Raw genomic sequence first — 18,900 nt, 5'->3', positions numbered from 1 at the left:
CCTATAACCTTATTTTCTTTTTGTCACGCGTTCATAGACTTGTTTGAGAGCTTGTTCAAACTTGCCAGTATCGACAGGTTCATAATACCGTCTATTCTTAAGAAGGTCCGGTAAGTACTGCTGTTCTACCCATGCACCTGGGTAGTCATGCGGATATTGATAACCTACGCCCCGGCCCATATGCTTAGCTCCTTGATAGTGGGCGTCTTTCAAATGAGCAGGCACTTCGCCGACTTTTCCTGACCGGATATCGGAAAGTGCAGCGTTGATGCCTTTGTACGCGCTGTTTGATTTAGGAGATAAACAGAGTTCCACAATTGCGTTAGCCAAAGGAATGCGTGCTTCCGGGAAGCCGACGCGTTCAGCTGCTTCTACTGCTGCTAAAACACGAGGGCCGGCTTGCGGATTGGCCAGCCCAATATCTTCATAGGCACATACAATCATCCGGCGGCCGATGCTGTCGAGGTCGCCTGCTTCTATCAGACGAGCCAGATAATGCAGGGCTGCATTCACATCGCTGCCGCGTATCGATTTCTGGAAAGCGCTCAGTACGTCATAATGGGCATCGCCATCTTTGTCATGGGAGAAGCTTTTCTTTTGCATACAAGCTTCCGCCACTTCCAAATCGATATGGACAATTCCATCCTGCGCAGGGGTAGAATAAGCCGCTAGCTCCAGGCCGTTCAATGCAGCTCGCAAATCACCGCCTGATGCATTTGCAAAATGCTCCAGTGCATCTTCTGTTATGTCCAGCTGCATGTTGCCGAGTCCTTGATCGGAATCTTGGACAGCTCTTTGAAGCGCTTCTTTCACATCCGCTGGTTCCAAGCTGTTCAGTTCGAACAGATGGCACCGGCTCCGAATTGCAGGATTTATAGAATGATAGGGATTGCTTGTTGTGCAACCAATCAATGTAATCAAATTACTCTCGACATGCGGAAGAAGAAAATCCTGCTTCGCTTTGTCGAGACGATGGACCTCATCCAGTATAAGAACGAGCTGGCCGCTCATCTTTGCTTCCTCAACGGCGATTTCCATATCCTTTTTCTTGTCCACTACCGCATTGAGCAGCTTGTACCGAATCTGGACACTGGAAGCAAGCGCGATGGCCATCGACGTTTTCCCCGTCCCCGGCGGCCCGTACAGGATCATTGAGCTTAATCGATCTGCTTCCACCATCCGCCGGATCATTTTGCCTTCTCCAACGAGATGTTTTTGGCCGATTATCTGGCTGATATCCTTCGGCCGCATGCGGTATGCTAATGGTTGTCTGGCCATAATTATTCCTCCATCCTGTTTCTGCTTGTCTTAGCGTATCCAGCGACCAGGGAAAATGCAAGCCACTTGCTATCCATGATATAATATTTTCTGGTATAATAATCGTTATTGTTTTGGAAACCGAACATTACTGAGGCAGTTATGAGGAGTTTTAAGAGATGAAAATATCGACAAAAGGACGATATGGATTGACTATCATGATCGCATTAGGAAAGCATTATGGAGAAGGACCAGTCTCCTTGAAGACTATTGCGACAGAAAATAAATTGTCCGAGCATTATTTGGAGCAGCTCGCTGCACCGCTTAGGAATGCCTGTCTGGTCAAGAGTATACGCGGCGCCAAGGGCGGCTATATGCTGGCATCACCGCCATCAGAAATTACGGCTGGCGATATCATCCGTACACTTGAAGGCCCGATTACACCTGTCGAGGGAATCGAAGAGGAGGAGCCAGCTAAGCAGCAGCTTTGGCTGCGCATCCGTGATGCTGTAAGGGACGTATTGGATACGACAACTTTAGAGGATCTTTGCCGTCATGGAGATGATGAGACCCAAGATCCTTATATGTTTTATATTTAATGGAGGCAAGCAGTTATGAAACCAATCTATCTTGATCACGCGGCAACATCTCCGATGCACCCGGACGTCATTCAAGCAATGATTCCAGTGATGGAGGGCACATTCGGCAATCCTTCAAGTGTTCATGCATTCGGCCGTGAAGCGCGCTATATCGTGGATATTGCACGTGAGAAGGTTGCAGCAAGCATCGGTGCAACAGATAAAGAGATCATTTTCACAAGCGGAGGCACAGAAGCGGATAATATGGCACTCATTGGTGTGGCGAATGCCTGCCGGGAACAGGGTAAGCATATTATTACGACTGCAATCGAGCATCATGCTACACTACATGCAGCCAACTATCTGGAAAGCCAAGGTTTTGAGGTGACATACCTGCCGGCCGATGCGTCAGGAGCTGTCAAGCTCGCAGATTTGCAAGCAGCTCTACGACCGGATACGGTACTTGTTTCTGTAATGATGATCAATAATGAAACAGGTGTGATGCAGCCGATCCAAGCGATTGGAGACCTGCTTCAATCTCATCCTGCTTATTTCCATACAGATGCTGTCCAAGCTTACGGTACCGAAGAGATCGATGTCAAAACACTTGGAGTCGACCTTTTAAGTGTTTCAGCACATAAAATTAACGGACCAAAAGGAATTGGCGCTTTGTATGTTGCCGATGGCGTGCGTATCAAACCGATCACGTTCGGCGGGGAGCAGGAGCGTAAACGCCGGGCGGGAACAGAAAATGTTGCCTCCATTGTTGGTTTTGGCAAGGCAGCAGAATTGGCAATGCAAAAAAGGTCGGAACGTAAAGCAGCGTATCAGCTGCTTCAAGATACATTCATTTCCGAGCTGAAGCTTACAGGTATCGACTTTACCATCAATGGGGAGTCAGGTCAGCGTTCCGCTGGGATAGTCAATATCAGTTTTCCAGGGACGAATGTAGAATCTCTGCTGATGAACTTTGATTTGTCCGGTGTTACTGTATCCAGCGGCAGTGCTTGTACAGCAGGCTCCGTTGATCCTTCACATGTGCTGAAAACGATGTACGGTGAAGATGAACGTGTTACGAACAGTATCCGTTTCAGTTTCGGGTATGGCAATACAGCTGAATCCGTTGCAGAGGCTGCACAGACAGTCGCTGCTATTATAAAACGTCTAACAAAAGGAAAGGAGTGACAAAGATGAAAGAAAACAAAGATATTCGTGTTGTCGTCGGTATGAGCGGCGGTGTCGATTCTTCCGTTGCTGCCCTGCTGCTCAAACAGCAAGGCTACGACGTGGTCGGCATTTTCATGAAAAACTGGGATGATACGGATGAAAATGGCTTCTGTACCGCTACAGAAGATTATGAAGATGTAAAAAAAGTTGCTAACCAAATCGGTATTCCATATTACGGGGTGAACTTCGAAAAGCAGTATTGGGACAAAGTATTCACATACTTCCTTGAAGAATACAAAGCTGGACGTACACCGAACCCGGATGTTATGTGCAACAAAGAAATCAAATTCAAAGCTTTCATGGATCACGCTATGTCTCTAGGAGCCGACTACTTGGCAACAGGACATTATGCGCAAGTCGAAGAGCGTGACGGCAAAACTGTTATGCTCCGTGGGCTGGATGAAAACAAAGACCAAACGTATTTCCTGAACCAGCTGACAGAATCCACACTTTCTAAAGTCATGTTCCCGCTAGGCGGAATGGACAAGAAAGAAGTTCGCCGTATCGCAGCGGAAAACAATCTTGCTACAGCAACGAAAAAAGATTCCACTGGTATCTGCTTCATCGGGGAGCGTAACTTCAAAAGCTTCCTAAGCGAGTATCTGCCAGCACAGCCTGGTGTCATGTCCACACTGGATGGTGTCGTCAAAGGGAAACATGACGGTCTTATGTATTATACAATCGGACAGCGTCAAGGTCTTGGTATCGGCGGAGAAGGCGAACCATGGTTCGTTGTCGGAAAAAACCTGAAAGAGAACATCTTGTATGTTGAACAAGGTTTCGATCATGAAAGTTTGTACTCTGATGCGCTGATAGCAACAGATATGAGCTGGGTTTCCGAAAAAGAACTAACTGAACCGATTACGGTAACTGCTAAATTCCGTTACCGTCAAAAAGACAGCAAAGTAACGGTTACACCAATCGGTGATAACAAAGTACGCGTCGATTTCCATGAACCGCAGCGCGCGATCACACCAGGACAAGCAGTCGTCTTTTATGACGAAGATGTATGTCTTGGCGGCGGTACAATCGATGATATCATCAAGAACGAACAACAGCTTGAATACGTCGGTTAAAACAGAAACCCTTGTCTTATGGCAAGGGTTTCCCTTACATAGAGGAGTGAAACAATGGATCATATAAAATCAGGAATAGAGGCTTTGCAGAAGCAGGATTTAGAGGGAGCTGCCAAGCACTTTAATTTAGCTATCGAAGAAAACCCAAACGATCCAGTTGGATACGTCAATTTCGGGAATTTGCTGATGCGGATGAACGAATTGGAGAAAGCAGAGCGTTTCTTCCAACGCGCCATTGAGCTTGATGGGAAAGCTGCGACAGCGTATTACGGTCTTGGAAGTATGTATTATACTGGAGAAATGTATGATAAAGCGATCCAGCATCTGATGGAAGCTGTGAAACTTGGTCTGGATGAAGGAGATGTCCATTATCTGCTGGGTATGTCCTTGCAGCAGACGGAACAAGAAAAGCTTGCACTTCCATATTTGCAGCGTGCTGCAGAACTTGAAGACCGCGATGCAGCTATCGTCTTCCAATATGGTTTGGCACTTGCAACCGCAGGGGAAATCGATACAGCGCAAAAAGTGCTGCTTGATCTCCTGGAATGGAGTCCACAGCATAGTGATGCCTTGTATAATGTAGGTGTCGCATATCTGTATCAGCAGCAGTTTGAAAAAGCGCTGGAATATATGGATAAAGCGCTCGAAGCACAGCCTGATCATGAAATGGCCATGCACGGAAAAGCGCAGATTGAATTGATTATGGAGCAAATCGAGAACGAAGAGTAAGGAGCACAGGCGTATGGAATATGGGGAGACTGCCGAGAGCCCAAAAGGCTTTGTGAAAGGTGAATTATTGCATACGATTTTCCGGAAAGAAGAAGAACAGTTTTCCATTGTCCGGATTAAGGTATTGGAAACAAATGAGACGATTGAGGAAAAGGATATCGTCATCAAAGGGTATATAGGGGAACTGGACCAAGGCGAGCCATATTTGTTTTATGGATCGATGGTCAACCATAAACGATTCGGTGAACAGTATGAAGTAACAGAATACAAGCGATATGTACCGGAAACAAAGGATGGGCTCATTCAATACCTTTCCAGTGATCTGTTCTATGGTATCGGAAAACGGATTGCTGAAAGAATTGTGGCAAAGCTCGGTGAAAATGCGATAGCGGATGTTCTGTCAAATGCAGATTTGCTTGACGGCATTCAAGGGCTGAATGAGGAAAAGAAAGAACGGTTTCTTCATGACCTCCGTACGCATCAAGGCTTCGATCACGTGATGGTGCATCTGTCGAAGTACGGTATCGGGCTGAAGCTTGCACAGAAAATCTATAAAGTGTACCGGGATGAAGCAATTCAAGTACTGGAGAAAGATCCGTACCAATATGTATTTGACATTGAAGGATTTGGTTTCCACCGGGCAGATGAAGCAGCCCGTCAGAATAACCTCGCGATGGACCATGACAGTCGCCTGCAGGCGGCATGTTTGATGGTGCTGCAAGACAGCATGCAGGCAGGTCATGTTTATTTGCCGAATGAGGAAGTCCTGAAACAAGCATCTGTGCTTTTGCGCAGTGCGCAATTTGGCATCGGTGCTGATCAGATTGAAGAACAGCTTGGTGTGCTGCATGCGCAGAAAAAGGTAGTCAAACAGGAAGATCGTGTTTATCATCCGATGCTGTACTTTGCGGAGACAGGCTTCTGCAGCCATATGCAGCGGTTGACCGAAAAAGAAACCGAGACGGAAATTGTCCAGGCAGAGCTTCTGAAGATAATCGGCAAGCTGGAGGAAGCGGAGACGATCAGTTACGGGAAGGAACAGTTTGAAGCAATCGAGCAGGCGCTGCAATCAAAGGTAATGATATTGACCGGTGGACCAGGGACCGGTAAAACAACAGTTATCAAAGGATTTATCAAAGCATATGCGGAAATACATGAACTTTCCCTTGATCCGAAGGACTACAAAGATAAAGATGAGAGTTATCCATTCGTCCTGACTGCTCCAACCGGAAGGGCAGCCAAGCGGATGCATGAGTCAACGAATATTCCTGCCAGCACCATCCACCGTTTGTTAGGGTGGGACGGGAACGACTCATTTGAAAGGGATGAAGATAACCCGCTGGCTGGAAAGCTGCTGATTGTCGACGAATTTTCGATGGTTGATATTTGGCTGGCAAACAGATTGTTCAAAGCCATTCCAGATGATATGCAAGTACTCCTCGTTGGTGATGAGGATCAATTGCCTTCCGTCGGTCCTGGGCAAGTGCTGTCTGATTTGCTTCGCTCAGAAGCTGTACCGCGTGTGATGCTGAAAGATGTGTATCGCCAGAAAGAAGGATCGAAAATCATCACGATTGCCCATGCGATCAAAAATGGGACACTAACGCAAGACGAACTGGAAAAGGACAAGGACTTCAATTTCATTCCTTGCCGAGAGCATCAAGTAGTCGATGTGATCACGCAGATTGTTGGCCGCGCTGTCGAAAAAGGCTGGGATATGCGCGATGTACAGCTGCTGGCACCGATGTATCGCTCGCAGGCAGGCATTCATGAATTGAATAAGCAGCTTCAGCAGCTGGTAAATCCAAAGGACAAGCAGAAGCGGGAAATGGCAGCTAAAGATGTCATTTTCCGCAAGGGTGACAAAGTCATCCAGCTTGTGAATGATCCAGAGGAAGGTGTCTTCAATGGAGACATCGGTGAGGTAGTCGCGTTGTTCCGGGAAGAAGAAAATATCGAGCAAAAGGAACAGCTAGTCGTTGCCTTTGAGGAAAAAGAAGTTGTCTATGAAAGCAAGGACTTATTGAATTTGATGCATGCATATTGTATCTCGATCCATAAATCCCAGGGCAGCGAATTTCCAATCGTTATTTTGCCTGTTGTTCCTGGCTATCGCAGAATGCTCCGTAAAAATCTGCTATACACTGGGATTACAAGGGCGCAGCGTTCTTTGATCCTAGTTGGGGAAAAACAGGCCTTTCTGCAAGGAATCCAAACAGAAGATACGAACCAGCGCTATACTTCCCTTGTGGAGCATCTTGGAGGATTCCACGAAGTGGGAGATGAGATTGATCGGATGCTGCGCGAGGCAGAAGCTGAGCAGGAAGATATTTCTCCTTACGATTTCATGTAGTATATACGAGGAAATAATTGGACATTCTAACATGTAAAAAGGATTTGGAGTGATCCAACATGTTGAAATGTCCGAATTGCAGCAGCAAAGATATCGGAAAGATAGGACCTGAACAATATTATTGCTGGGGCTGTTTTATCGAACTGTCGTATAAAGATGAGATGCTCTCCCTGCATCAAGTAGAGGAAGATGGCTCGTTGAGTTCCCTTGATGATTTGTTCACGGATGAAGAACGGAAATGCGACGGCGCATCATTCTAGCAATATGAAAGAGGGATCCCGTCTTTATCGCGTTCTCCTATGGATGGTGACGGTTGTCGTCGCCTTGCTGCTTTGTTTTCTGCTTATCAAATTATATCCATTTTATCGTTCGTTTCTGCTATTTTTAGGCGGACTATTCCTGCCATTCATCATCGCAGGTTTGATTGCTTATTTGCTTCATCCAATTATCGATTTTCTTGCTGCGTGGCGACTGCCGCGCTGGCTGTCGGTTCTGATTATCTATACTCTGTTTTTCGGTCTTACCGGGTTCCTGCTTTATAAGGGCTTTCCGGTACTGATCAGTCAGGTAAAAGAATTCAGCCATAATTTGCCGGCATTGACGCAGCGCTATGATCATTATGTACAATTCATGTATGAACGGACGGCGTTCCTTCCCGAAACAGTGCATGATCAAATGGACAGCATTCTGCATGGCTTGGAACTGCGTGCGGAAGGATTTTTGAAAGACTTGCTGCATATATGGAACAAGCTGCCGCAGGTAGTTATTTTTCTTGTCGTTACACCAGTTATCGTGTTTTATATGCTGAAAGATACGGATAAAATCGGCCAAGCGGGCCTCATGCTGCTGCCTCGCCGTTATCGCGGCAAGGTAAAAAGCTTAGTGCTGCGCATCGATAGTAATTTAGGCTATTATATCCGCGGAGTACTGCTTGTCAGCTGCATCGTCAGTCTTCTGACCTGGACCGCATTCACGCTGATCAAGCTTCCATATTCCTTGGTATTGGCGTTACTGGTAGGAGCAACGAACATCATCCCGTATTTTGGTCCGATCATTGGGGCAATCCCTGCTATACTTGTCGGAATAACCATCAGCCCCAAAACGGCTCTACTGGCTGGAATAATGGTTTTTATCATCCAATTGATTGAAGGGAATCTGCTTTCTCCCTTCATAGTGGGAAAAAGCATCCATATCCATCCGCTTCTGATTATCTTTGCCTTGCTTGTAGGCGGGGAACTTGGAGGTATCATTGGTATGATCGCTGCTGTCCCTTGTCTTACGATCATAAAAGCTTGCTTGGATACAGCTAAGGAGGCGGATGTTTGACAAAATCCGCTTTTTTATCTATACTAACGCTTAGATTTATAGCGAAAAGCGATGAAGGTACAAGTACATGACGTCCTTTTATCAAGAGAGGAGATTCCCTGGGCTGGAAGAATCTCCATAAAAGTGTGATGGAAAGCTATACTGGAGCTCTGAGTTAATCCTTATCGGCTGCGCACCGTTATCTGCGCCTAAAGGTGATAGACCAACACTGGGTCTATAATCAGGGTGGTACCGCGATCATACTCTCGTCCCTGCATATGGCAGGATCGGGAGTTTTTTGTGTGTTTACATAATAAAGGAGGCATTTTTTTATGGAAAGATTAACGTCTGCTGAAGTAAGACAGAAATTCCTCGATTTCTTCAAGGAGAAAGGACATAGTGTCGAGCCAAGTGCTTCGCTTGTACCGATTGAAGATCCTTCCTTGCTGTGGATCAACAGTGGCGTCGCAACGCTGAAGAAATACTTTGATGGACGAGTTGTGCCTGAGAATCCACGTATCGTGAATGCACAGAAAAGCATACGTACAAATGATATTGAAAATGTAGGCTTCACTGCCCGCCATCATACGTTCTTCGAAATGCTTGGAAACTTCTCGATTGGGGACTATTTCAAAAAAGAAGCAATCCTTTGGGCATGGGAGTTCCTAACAGATAAGAAATGGATCGGCTTTGATCCAGAACGTCTATCCGTTACGGTACATCCGGAAGATGAAGAAGCATATCAAATGTGGCGTGATCTTGTTAAATTGCCAGAAGAGCGCATCATCCGTACAGAAGAAAACTTCTGGGATATCGGGGAAGGCCCTAGTGGTCCGAACTCTGAGATTTTCTATGATCGCGGTGAAGAATACGGTAACGATTCATCTGATCCAGAACTTTATCCTGGCGGGGAGAACGAGCGCTATCTCGAAATCTGGAACCTTGTGTTCAGTCAATTCAACCATAATCCAGATCACACATATACGCCGCTTCCAAAACAAAACATCGATACAGGGATGGGTCTGGAGCGTATGGTTTGTGTCATTCAGGATACAAAAACAAACTTTGAAACAGATCTTTTCATGCCGATTATCGAGAAGACAGCTACTTTTGCTAAAAAGGGCTATGGGGAAACAGCAGCAGAAGATACGGCATTCAAAGTTATTGCCGACCATATCCGTACGGTGTCCTTTGCTATCAGTGATGGAGCGCTTCCTTCCAATGAAGGCCGCGGCTATGTACTCCGCCGTTTGATCCGTCGTGCAGTACGTTATGCAAAGAACATCGGCATCGAAAAGCCGTTCATGAAAGAGCTTGTACCAGTTGTTGGTGAAATCATGGATGCTTTCTACCCGCAAATCCTTGAAAAACGTGACTTTATCGAAACGGTTATCCAAACAGAGGAAGAGCGTTTCCATGAAACACTTGCGGATGGTCTGACTATCCTTAACCGAATCGTAGAAGAAGAGAAGGAAAAAGGCAGTAATGTCTTCCCTGGAACAGAAGTATTCCGGCTATATGATACGTATGGCTTCCCGAAAGAGCTCACAGAGGAATATGTCAGCGAAGAAGGCTTCACGATCGATGAAGCAGGTTTCGAAGAAGAAATGCAGCAGCAGCGGGAACGTGCGCGTGATGCACGCCAAAAAGTGAACAGCATGCATGTGCAAGATAGCGTCCTTCAGGAAGTAGAAGCGGAAAGCACTTTTATCGGCTATGACCGCACAGAAACAGACACAGCGATTCTTGCTATCGTAAAAGATAAGCAGCTTGCTGATGTAGCTGTTGAGGGAGATGAAATATTCTTCATCCTGGAAGAAACGCCATTCTATGCAGAAAGCGGCGGACAAGTGGCGGACGAAGGCTGGGTGACCACGGAAACAGCGACTGTTTTCATACAAGCAGTCAAGAAAGCACCAAAAGGTCAAAATCTGCATCAAGCAATAGTGAAGCAAGGTCAGATCCAGGTGAAGGAAAACGTCCATGCAAAAGTTGATACAAGCAGACGTCAGCATGTAGTCAAAAACCATACAGCGACACATCTGCTGCATCAGGCATTGAAAGATGTATTAGGTACACATGTAAACCAGGCAGGATCTTTAGTTGCTCCTGATCGTCTTCGATTCGACTTTTCTCATTTCAATGCAGTAACAAAAGAAGAATTGGAAAAGATAGAAGAAATCGTCAACGAAAAAATCTGGGATGAGCTTGCTGTCAGTACGTCATACCAAAGCTTAAGCGATGCGAAAGAAATGGGCGCCATGGCCCTGTTCGGTGAGAAATACGGCGATGTTGTTCGTGTTGTTCAAATCGGTGACTACAGCCTTGAGCTATGCGGCGGTGTACATGTTCGAAACACATCCCAAATCGGACTATTCAAGATTGTTTCCGAAAGCGGCATTGGTGCAGGTACGCGCAGAATTGAAGCAGTCACTTCAAAAGAAGCATATCGTTTCACACAGCAGCAGCAGCAGATTCTGTCTCAAGCAGCAGGAGAACTAAAAACAGCAAACGAACAAGTGCCTTCCCGGATCGAAGCCGTATTTGCGGATCTGAAAGAAGTGCAGCGTGAACGCGACAGCCTGCGCAGCAAACTGTCTCAGCTGGAAGCGGGTAATATCCTTGATAAAGTACAAGAAGTGAAGGGTGTTAAAGTTCTTGCGGAGCAAGTGGATGTTGCGGACATGAACCAGCTTCGCGGTATGGTCGATGATCTGAAACAAAAGCTGGATAGCGGCGTGATCCTTCTGGCAGCAACAGCTGAAGGAAAAGTACAGCTTGCGGCCGGCGTTTCCAAAGACTTGATCGGACGCGGTCTGCATGCCGGTAACCTGATTAAAGAAACTGCGAAACGTTGCGGCGGCGGCGGAGGCGGTCGCCCGGATATGGCACAGGCCGGCGGTAAAAATCCGGATCAAGTGCCGGATGCACTCGCATATGCTGCAGTATATGTCGAAGAGCAGCTTTGATTTTCCAAATCCGACAGAAAAGTATATACTGAAAAAAAGACTGGCAATTTAAGCGAGGTGGCTTCACTTGAGTTCGATGGATAAAACGATGAAATTCAACTTTCCGGAAGAACCAATAGACGAGAATGTCCGGGAAGTACTAATGTCCGTATACGAAGCATTGCGGGAAAAAGGTTACAATCCAATTAATCAGATTGTCGGCTATCTTCTGTCTGGGGACCCAGCCTATATTCCCCGGCACAAGGATGCCAGAAATCTGATCCGCCGCATGGAGCGCGATGAGATTGTGGAACAACTGGTAAAATTTTATTTGGAACAGAATAAATCATGACTGACATACTAAAGACGATTGGCTTGGATGTCGGATCCAAAACGATCGGGGTAGCAATCAGCGATGGACTTGGATGGACCGCTCAGGGTCTGACTACGATCCATTGGAATGAAGCAGATTACGAAACAGCAAGGCATGAATTGGAACAGATCATTCAGCAGCACGATGTCCGCAGGGCAGTCATTGGTTTGCCGAAGAATATGAATGGTACAATCGGTCCAAGGGGAGAAGCTTCGCAAGTTTTCTCCCAATGGATCAAGGATGAATTCAATCTCGAAACGGTGCTTTGGGACGAGCGTCTTACGACGATGGCGGCAGAACGTGTGCTGCTTGAAGCGGACCTCAGCCGTAAGAAACGCAAGAAAGTAATCGACAAGATGGCAGCAGTTATGATTCTGCAAGGCTTTCTGGATTCGAAACAATAAGGAGTGTAGCCACATGGCATTGGAAGAAAAAGAACGTATCATTATCCCGGACGAAAACGGTGAGGAACATTTATTCGAAGTATTGTTCAACTTCGACGTGGATGAAACTGGACACTCATATATTGCAGTCGTACCAGCTGAACAAGCTGATGCGGATGATGAAGTAGAGGTGTTCGCTTTCCGCTACGAAGAAAAAGGCGATGACAAAGATCTGACTTTATTCCAGATCGACACAGAGGAAGAATGGGAAATGGTCGAAGAAATGCTGAATACACTTACTGATGAGGAAGACGGCATCTAATTTTGTAATAGGCAGTCCTCTCTTTCCGATAAGGCAGAGAGGATTTTTTCTTGCAGCTTTATCCGCATAAATTGTCGGACGGGTGGAGACCCGCTTGACGTTTGTTGTATAATAAGGCGGATAAAGGAGGAAAGATAGCTTGACTGCCTCGAATGATGATCTTTTTCAACAGAATCGGGACAGAAGAATGGAGGAAGCAAGCGTCGTGCGGAAAATAGTTTTAATGATCGTATCCGTAATAATCGTACTTCTATTGATTGGTGCACTCGGAACCTTTATCTACGTAAATGCCAGTATGAAAGCTGTTGATTCAGACAATGATACAACACAAGTTGTCGAAGTTCCTATGGGAGCAACTGCTAGCTCAATAGGTCAATCCCTGGAGGAGCAAGGTCTGATAAAAAATGCTTTCATTTTCAGGCTGTATGTGAAGTTTTCTGGTGAAGCCAACTTCCGCGCGGGGAATTATGAGCTTTCCCCTTCCATGTCCATGCAGCAGGTCGTCGATGAACTGAACGATCCAGAGGCGGGTAATACCCCCTCTGCATCTGCTGCTGTTCCAGAAGGGTCCGATATTGAGGAAATCAGCGTAATCCTGTCTGGAGCATTGGGTATAGACCAGCAGGCTTTCCTGGATAAGATGAAGGATGAAGCTTATATCAAGCAATTGATAGATGAATATCCGGATATCCTGACTGAGGATATCTTGAATAAAGATATACGTTATCCGCTTGAAGGCTATTTATTTGCGGCCACCTATAACTTTACTTCTTCAGATGATATCTCTGTAGATAAGGTTGTCCATATGATGCTGGATAAGTCCCAGCAAATCATTTCACCGTATCTGGATGGATTCAAACAGAAGAAGTTGACTGTGCACGAAGCACTGACATTCGCTTCGCTTGTCGAGAACGAAGCAAGGAATGAAGATGAGCGCAAGAAGATTGCCGGAATCTTTTATAATCGTCTCGCAGATGATATGAGGCTGCAGACGGATCCAACTGTGCTGTATGCATTGGGAGAACATAAATCCCGCGTGTATTACAAGGATCTTGAAGTGGATTCTCCTTACAATACATATCGAATAAAAGGGCTTCCTGCCGGTCCGATCAGCAATTTCTCAGAGAATGCGCTTGAAGCTGTCGTCGAGCCGGAAGAATCCGATTATTTGTATTTCCTTGCCGGAGATGATGGAGAAATTTATTATGCGCGGACATTTGATGAACATGAAGAACTGATTGAGAAGCATATGCACTTGGACGAGTAAGCAGGTAAAGTGAGGAAATGATATGTTACAAGCAATAATGGGGTACTTGGAGGAGCATGTAGAGTCCTCACCAGATTGGGCAAAGAAACTGGAAGAGCTTGCTGCTGAAGATCGTGTACCGATAATGGAACCGCTTGGTATCCAATTTTTGATGCAGCTTATCCGGCTCCATCAGCCAGATAAAATATTGGAAATTGGTACGGCAATCGGCTATTCAGCACTAATGATGCGCTACGCGAAACCCGATGTCCGGATTGTGACTGTCGAACGCGATGACGTCCGCTATGACCAAGCAGTCACACATATCCAAGCGCAAGGTGCACAGGATGATATCATGATCCTAAAAGGCGATGCATTCGATTTGGAAGACAAAATCAGAGAGCATGCACCGTATGATTTCGTCTTTATTGATGCAGCAAAAGGTCAATATCAGCGTTTCTTCGAAGCCTATAGTGATATGCTGAGTGAACGTGGTGTCATCATCAGTGACAATGTCCTGTTTAAAGGATACGTGGCTGACGATAGTGAAGCTACACCTCGCATAGCTAATATCGCAAAGAAGATCCGTAAATATAACGACTGGTTATTCGAGCATGAAGCGTTCCACACGACGATCCTGCCTGTAGGCGATGGAGTTGCCGTCAGTGTGAAGAAAAAATGAACGAGGCAGTAGGAAGAGGAGCAGGAGCAATGGCAAAGAAACCTATCATTATCGGTGTTGCGGGAGGATCGGGATCAGGGAAGACGTCTGTCACTAGATCCATCTACAAACGGTTTACAGATAAGACAATTCTAGTGATTGAGCAAGACTCGTATTACAAGGATCAGTCTCATCTTCCGTTCGAAAAACGTCTCAATACAAACTATGATCATCCATTCGCCTTTGATAATGAACTGTTGATGCAGCATTTACAGGCACTTGGAGAACAGCAATCGATTGAGAAGCCGATTTATGATTACAAAATCCATACACGTTCTGAAGAGACAATACCAGTCGAGCCGAAGGACGTTATCATCCTGGAAGGCATACTGATCCTTGAGGACGAAAGACTTCGTGATATGATGGATATAAAAGTGTTCGTGGATACAGATGCAGATCTTCGGATTATCCGGCGTTTGCTGCGTGACATCAAGGAACGTGGGCGGACGATTGATTCCGTGATTGAGCAATATGTGAATGTAGTACGGCCGATGCATTTGCAATTCATCGAACCAACGAAGCGGTATGCAGATATTATCATTCCAGAAGGCGGGGAGAACCACGTAGCCATCGACTTGATGTCTGCGAAGATCGAAACGATCCTCTCTGGCCGCAACACGTGACTTGTACAGATAAGTATTGAATTTTCGGCGGGAATCTGCCATAGTATGGAATATGCATGAAAACGCTATAGAAGTTAGGCAAAGGGAAAGAATCTTTTAGAGCTCAAGGGGTGGTTGAATTGGCTACAGAAAAACAATATTACATGACGAATGAAGGTTTGGCGAAGCTGGAGGAGGAGTTGGAGTATCTGAAGACAACTCGTCGTCAAGAGGTTGTCGAGCGTATTAAAATCGCACGCGGCTTCGGTGACTTGTCCGAGAACTCCGAATATGATGCGGCGAAGGACGAGCAGGCATTTGTCGAGTCCAAAATCGCTACAACAGAAAATATGATCCGCAATGCAGTGATCATTGAAAGTGATACAGATAATCCTGATATGGTTGGAATGGGTAAAACAGTTACCTTCATTGAACTGCCAGACGGGGACGAAGAAAGCTATACAATCGTCGGAAGTGCTGAAGCGGATCCGTTTGAAGGAAAGATTTCAAACGATTCACCAATTGCTAAAAGCTTGATCGGCCATGAAGTCGGTGAAGAAGTAACGGTCTCCACACCAGGCGGCGACATACAGGTCAAAATTACTAAAGTAGAATAGTCACAAAACAAAAGCTGCTTCCGAATGCTATGGAAGCAGCTTTTGTTATTGAGCCTGATGAAATATCTGTGCAGAAGATTTCTCGAACGGGAAAAAGGGTATAAGTTTTTGCAGGATAAAACTTTCTTTGTCGAGTGCAAGCAGAAAAGAAAAGACAACTTGTTCTTTCACACTAGTAAAAGATAAACAGCATTCTTCCGATAAGAAGATAGAGAAGGTTTCGGCTTCCTTGTCATAGCCGACATACTCGAACGATTCGTGGCCCCAAAGGTTCGTATCCATTCTTGTCACTTTCATCACGTTTATCTTCCTCCCCATCCACAGGAACACTGATGACTGATCAAAGTAGTCCTACCTGCTTTTCTAATTTATATAGTTAGATACATATGCACAATATCCTTCCAGTATGTCAAAATTAGAGATGCTTCAACAAAATCATCGAAAGAAAAAGAACGTATAATATGACTTTGGCTTCGCCTCAGTTCATAGTATAATAGAGACCAATGAGGAGGGATGAGCATGGCGGATAATAATCAGGATTTTTCCAGATTGAATAATAGAAACAGACGCAGAAAACCTAGGAAGTGGCTAACCGCCGTCCTGGCGATTGCGGGTGTCGCCCTAGTCGTCGTGCTGCTCGTAGCCGTTTTGAATGATAAACCGACAATGGATAATCAGACAGCTGACGAACAGAACCAAAAATCCATCGCAGAACAACTTCAAGGCAATAATGATTCCAGCAATGGCGAAGATACAGAGCAAGCTGACGAAGAAAAGCAGGATGACGACAAAAAAGAAAAGGAAGACAAAAAGGAAGCCGAACCTTCGGATGACAATGTGAAGGAAGCTTACTCGAAAGATTGGGAGCCGGTAGGTACCGAGCAATCTGGTACACATACGACAACCTTTGAAAAAGGCACGCAGGACTGGAATGAAATGATGCAGGCAGTCGGAGGGGCAGTTGGATTGGATCCAGCTTCCATGACAGCTTGGTGGGTAGAGAACAATGGCAATGGCGGCAATGATATTATTGCGACCGTCTCCGCACCTGATGCAGAAGAAACCTTCCGTGTATTTGCAAGCTGGGTGGATGGAGAAGGCTGGCAGGCAACGAAAGTGGAAGTGTTGAAAGAAAACGACAGGAAGAGCTAAAGGAGCATACAGATGACAATCGGTATCATTGGAGCAATGGATGAAGAAGTAGCATTACTGAAAGAAACAATGGCAAACAAAAAGGAAGTAATCGTTGCAGGTTATGAAATTACAGAAGGCACACTATCTGGGAAACAAGTTGTCCTGCTTAAATCAGGAATCGGAAAAGTGAATGCAGCACTCGCAACAGCTATGCTGATTGAACGATATGCACCGGAAGGAATCATCAATACAGGTTCTGCTGGCGGTTTTGCAGCGAATCTGGAAGTGGGGGATATCGTCATCTCTGATTCTGTTGTCCATCATGATGTGGACGTTACAGCATTCGATTATGCATACGGTCAAGTACCGCAGATGCCGCCAGCTTTTCAAGCGGATCAGCAGCTAGTGCAGCTAGCGAAGAGTGTGATCGATCAGTTCCCTGATACGAACGCAGAAATCGGACTTATTGCGACGGGTGATAGTTTTATGTCTGATCCTGACCGCGTTGCATTTGTGCGGGACAAGTTCCCTGCCATGCTGGCAGCGGAAATGGAGGCTGCTGCAGTGGCTCAGGTAGCGTATCACTACGGCACAGCATTTGTCATTGTGCGGGCGTTGTCTGATATAGCAGGTAAAGAATCATCCGTATCATTTGATGCTTTCCTTGACCAAGCTGCACGTAATGCAGCTATGCTGATCATGAAGATGGTTGAACGTTTCTAATAGTTATGACAGCAATTACCAGGTAATTGCTGTCTTTTTTTATGTTACAATGTTGCTAGATTGGATGAGGAGGCGACAAGATGAATAGAAGACAGCAGCAGTTGATTGATAAGATTGCGGATTACCGTCGTTTTGCATTGGCGCTTCTGATTCTTGGCAGTTATTTATACCTTGGATCGGTGATCAATGTTTATTTGGCACCCTCAGATAAAGCAGATATCCTATTTGCCATGACTGGCGGATGTGTTATCGTAAGCGTGCTTATCTGGTTTGCGATTGAACGATGGAAAAAACAATTAGAAAGCTAAAACTCCGGCATAAACCGGAGTTTTTTTAATCCCATATATTTTCCCAGGCATAAGCCCCTCCTACAAACAGCAGGACGAGGAAGGCAGCAATAAGCACGCCGGTGCTGGTTCGATGCTTGTAGTGACTTGGAGAATAGCTATTTGCATACATATTGATAACCTCCTTTTCAAGCTTGTTAAAGTATAATCAACTGACACACTTATGTGCGATGCTGGCGGTAATATTCATGGAAGATCTTCATCAAAGCCCGTTTTTCAATGCGAGAAACATAGCTGCGGGAGATATTTAACTTTTTCGCAATTTCACGCTGTGTCATATCTTCTTCATTATTAAGCCCATAACGACTGATGATTACTTCTTTTTCACGTCCATCCAGAATATCGATATATTCCTTGATCTTTTCCACTTCCATATTCAGCTGAATATATTCAATGATATCTTCATTATCTGCTTGGAGGATATCAATGAGACTGATTTCGTTACCTTCCTTATCCTGGCCAATGGGATCATGAAGAGAAATGTCTTTCTTTGTTTTCTTTAGGGCCCGCAGATGCATGAGGATCTCATTTTCGATACACCTAGCTGCGTATGTAGCGAGTTTTGTGCCTTTATCACTCGAATAGCTTTCGATTCCTTTGATCAGTCCGATAGTACCGATAGAAATGAGATCCTCCGCATCTTCGCCTGTATTTTCGAATTTCTTCACGATATGTGCAACCAGACGCAAGTTATGTTCGATTAACTTATTGCGGCTCGTTTCATCCCCCTGCTGCATCCTTTCAATATGCAATGCTTCTTCCTCGGGAGGGAGAGGCTGAGGGAATGCATGATTCTTTACATAGGAAACAAAAAACATCGCTTCCTTTACTAGGAGTCCGATAGCACCAATAATACTCATTTCATTGCACCTCCTGTACATCTCCAAGATTGCCTATACACTCACTGTATGTGAAGGAAGCTCTGAACGTGTCTGTCCTGAAGAAAAAGAAAAAGTGAA

Annotated in this window: 22 protein-coding genes and 1 other annotated feature; of the genes, 18 read left to right on the top strand and 4 right to left on the bottom strand. The window is 45.4% G+C overall.

Annotated elements, in window-relative coordinates; genetic code table 11:
• Positions 1 to 9 precede the first annotated feature (9 nt).
• Positions 10 to 1,278 (bottom strand): replication-associated recombination protein A, encoded by a 1,269-nt coding sequence (locus tag SFC25_RS05740; RefSeq protein ID WP_411214352.1) that lies wholly within the window; start codon positions 1,276 to 1,278, stop codon positions 10 to 12.
• A 158-nt stretch (positions 1,279 to 1,436) separates the two neighbouring features.
• Here SFC25_RS05740 and cymR point away from each other — a divergent pair, with 158 nt between their 5' ends.
• The 15 genes from cymR (at position 1,437) to greA (ending at position 15,737) form a co-directional block, all read left to right on the top strand.
• On the top strand, positions 1,437 to 1,856 hold the full coding sequence (cymR, locus tag SFC25_RS05735; protein WP_411214351.1) for a cysteine metabolism transcriptional regulator CymR: 420 nt from the start codon (positions 1,437 to 1,439) through the stop codon (positions 1,854 to 1,856).
• 15 nt (positions 1,857 to 1,871) lie between these two features.
• Entirely contained in the window at positions 1,872 to 3,020 is a 1,149-nt protein-coding gene (locus SFC25_RS05730; RefSeq protein ID WP_411214350.1) for a cysteine desulfurase family protein, read from the top strand.
• Between the two features lie 5 nt (positions 3,021 to 3,025).
• Positions 3,026 to 4,138: a tRNA 2-thiouridine(34) synthase MnmA gene (gene mnmA / locus SFC25_RS05725; protein WP_411214349.1), complete on the top strand. Its 1,113-nt coding sequence runs from the start codon at positions 3,026 to 3,028 to the stop codon at positions 4,136 to 4,138.
• 54 nt (positions 4,139 to 4,192) lie between these two features.
• Positions 4,193 to 4,867: a tetratricopeptide repeat protein gene (locus SFC25_RS05720; protein WP_411214348.1), complete on the top strand. Its 675-nt coding sequence runs from the start codon at positions 4,193 to 4,195 to the stop codon at positions 4,865 to 4,867.
• A 13-nt stretch (positions 4,868 to 4,880) separates the two neighbouring features.
• Positions 4,881 to 7,220, top strand: a complete 2,340-nt coding sequence (gene recD2, locus SFC25_RS05715) for an SF1B family DNA helicase RecD2 (RefSeq protein ID WP_411214347.1) — start codon at positions 4,881 to 4,883, stop codon at positions 7,218 to 7,220.
• Between the two features lie 59 nt (positions 7,221 to 7,279).
• Positions 7,280 to 7,480, top strand: coding sequence for a hypothetical protein (locus SFC25_RS05710; protein ID WP_093727763.1), 201 nt, complete (start codon positions 7,280 to 7,282; stop codon positions 7,478 to 7,480).
• Positions 7,446 to 8,546 carry an AI-2E family transporter gene (locus tag SFC25_RS05705; protein ID WP_411214346.1) on the top strand — a complete coding sequence of 367 codons (1,101 nt, stop codon included), beginning with the start codon at positions 7,446 to 7,448 and terminating at the stop codon, positions 8,544 to 8,546. The genes SFC25_RS05710 and SFC25_RS05705 overlap by 35 nt, the downstream gene beginning before the upstream one ends.
• 42 nt (positions 8,547 to 8,588) lie before the next feature.
• Positions 8,589 to 8,802 (top strand) — a binding site (T-box leader).
• A gap of 55 nt (positions 8,803 to 8,857) precedes the next feature.
• A complete protein-coding gene (gene alaS / locus SFC25_RS05700; protein WP_411214345.1) occupies positions 8,858 to 11,494 on the top strand; it encodes an alanine--tRNA ligase in 2,637 nt (878 codons plus the stop codon).
• Positions 11,495 to 11,561: 67 nt separating this feature from the next.
• Complete coding sequence (locus SFC25_RS05695; RefSeq protein ID WP_411214344.1) at positions 11,562 to 11,825, top strand: IreB family regulatory phosphoprotein; 264 nt, start codon at positions 11,562 to 11,564, stop codon at positions 11,823 to 11,825.
• Entirely contained in the window at positions 11,822 to 12,250 is a 429-nt protein-coding gene (ruvX, locus tag SFC25_RS05690; RefSeq protein WP_411214343.1) for a Holliday junction resolvase RuvX, read from the top strand. The genes SFC25_RS05695 and ruvX overlap by 4 nt, the downstream gene beginning before the upstream one ends.
• Before the next feature lie 13 nt (positions 12,251 to 12,263).
• Complete coding sequence (locus SFC25_RS05685) at positions 12,264 to 12,551, top strand: DUF1292 domain-containing protein (RefSeq protein WP_095222443.1); 288 nt, start codon at positions 12,264 to 12,266, stop codon at positions 12,549 to 12,551.
• A 139-nt stretch (positions 12,552 to 12,690) separates the two neighbouring features.
• On the top strand, positions 12,691 to 13,818 hold the full coding sequence (gene mltG / locus SFC25_RS05680; RefSeq protein WP_411214342.1) for an endolytic transglycosylase MltG: 1,128 nt from the start codon (positions 12,691 to 12,693) through the stop codon (positions 13,816 to 13,818).
• A 22-nt stretch (positions 13,819 to 13,840) separates the two neighbouring features.
• Positions 13,841 to 14,479 (top strand): O-methyltransferase, encoded by a 639-nt coding sequence (locus SFC25_RS05675; protein WP_411214341.1) that lies wholly within the window; start codon positions 13,841 to 13,843, stop codon positions 14,477 to 14,479.
• A gap of 29 nt (positions 14,480 to 14,508) precedes the next feature.
• Positions 14,509 to 15,141, top strand: coding sequence for a uridine kinase (gene udk / locus SFC25_RS05670; RefSeq protein WP_411214340.1), 633 nt, complete (start codon positions 14,509 to 14,511; stop codon positions 15,139 to 15,141).
• Between the two features lie 119 nt (positions 15,142 to 15,260).
• Positions 15,261 to 15,737, top strand: a complete 477-nt coding sequence (gene greA / locus SFC25_RS05665; RefSeq protein WP_411214339.1) for a transcription elongation factor GreA — start codon at positions 15,261 to 15,263, stop codon at positions 15,735 to 15,737.
• Positions 15,738 to 15,782: 45 nt separating this feature from the next.
• Here the strand turns inward: greA and SFC25_RS05660 are convergent, their stop codons facing one another.
• Positions 15,783 to 16,037 (bottom strand): hypothetical protein, encoded by a 255-nt coding sequence (locus SFC25_RS05660; RefSeq protein ID WP_411214338.1) that lies wholly within the window; start codon positions 16,035 to 16,037, stop codon positions 15,783 to 15,785.
• Positions 16,038 to 16,256: 219 nt separating this feature from the next.
• Here SFC25_RS05660 and SFC25_RS05655 point away from each other — a divergent pair, with 219 nt between their 5' ends.
• The 3 genes from SFC25_RS05655 to SFC25_RS05645 all read left to right on the top strand — a co-directional run bounded on the left by SFC25_RS05655 (position 16,257) and on the right by SFC25_RS05645 (position 17,902).
• The gene (locus tag SFC25_RS05655) at positions 16,257 to 16,889 is read left to right on the top strand and encodes a YrrS family protein (protein ID WP_411214337.1); all 633 of its coding nucleotides are present in this window, start codon (positions 16,257 to 16,259) and stop codon (positions 16,887 to 16,889) included.
• A 12-nt stretch (positions 16,890 to 16,901) separates the two neighbouring features.
• Positions 16,902 to 17,594 (top strand): 5'-methylthioadenosine/S-adenosylhomocysteine nucleosidase, encoded by a 693-nt coding sequence (mtnN, locus tag SFC25_RS05650; RefSeq protein WP_411214336.1) that lies wholly within the window; start codon positions 16,902 to 16,904, stop codon positions 17,592 to 17,594.
• A gap of 80 nt (positions 17,595 to 17,674) precedes the next feature.
• Positions 17,675 to 17,902, top strand: coding sequence for a YrhC family protein (locus SFC25_RS05645; protein ID WP_411214335.1), 228 nt, complete (start codon positions 17,675 to 17,677; stop codon positions 17,900 to 17,902).
• Between the two features lie 25 nt (positions 17,903 to 17,927).
• On the opposite strand, the gene SFC25_RS05640 is transcribed toward SFC25_RS05645, so the two are convergent.
• Positions 17,928 to 18,053, bottom strand: coding sequence for a hypothetical protein (locus SFC25_RS05640; protein ID WP_411214334.1), 126 nt, complete (start codon positions 18,051 to 18,053; stop codon positions 17,928 to 17,930).
• A gap of 49 nt (positions 18,054 to 18,102) precedes the next feature.
• The gene (sigK, locus tag SFC25_RS05635) at positions 18,103 to 18,801 is read right to left on the bottom strand and encodes an RNA polymerase sporulation sigma factor SigK (protein ID WP_095218165.1); all 699 of its coding nucleotides are present in this window, start codon (positions 18,799 to 18,801) and stop codon (positions 18,103 to 18,105) included.
• Positions 18,802 to 18,900 lie beyond the last annotated feature (99 nt).

Origin of the sequence: Terribacillus saccharophilus, from assembly GCF_046592595.1 — a bacterium.
GTDB lineage: Bacteria > Bacillota > Bacilli > Bacillales > Amphibacillaceae > Terribacillus > Terribacillus saccharophilus_C.
The sequence above is the reverse complement of the archived record's forward strand: the minus strand, read 5'-3'. Positions and strand labels throughout refer to the sequence as shown.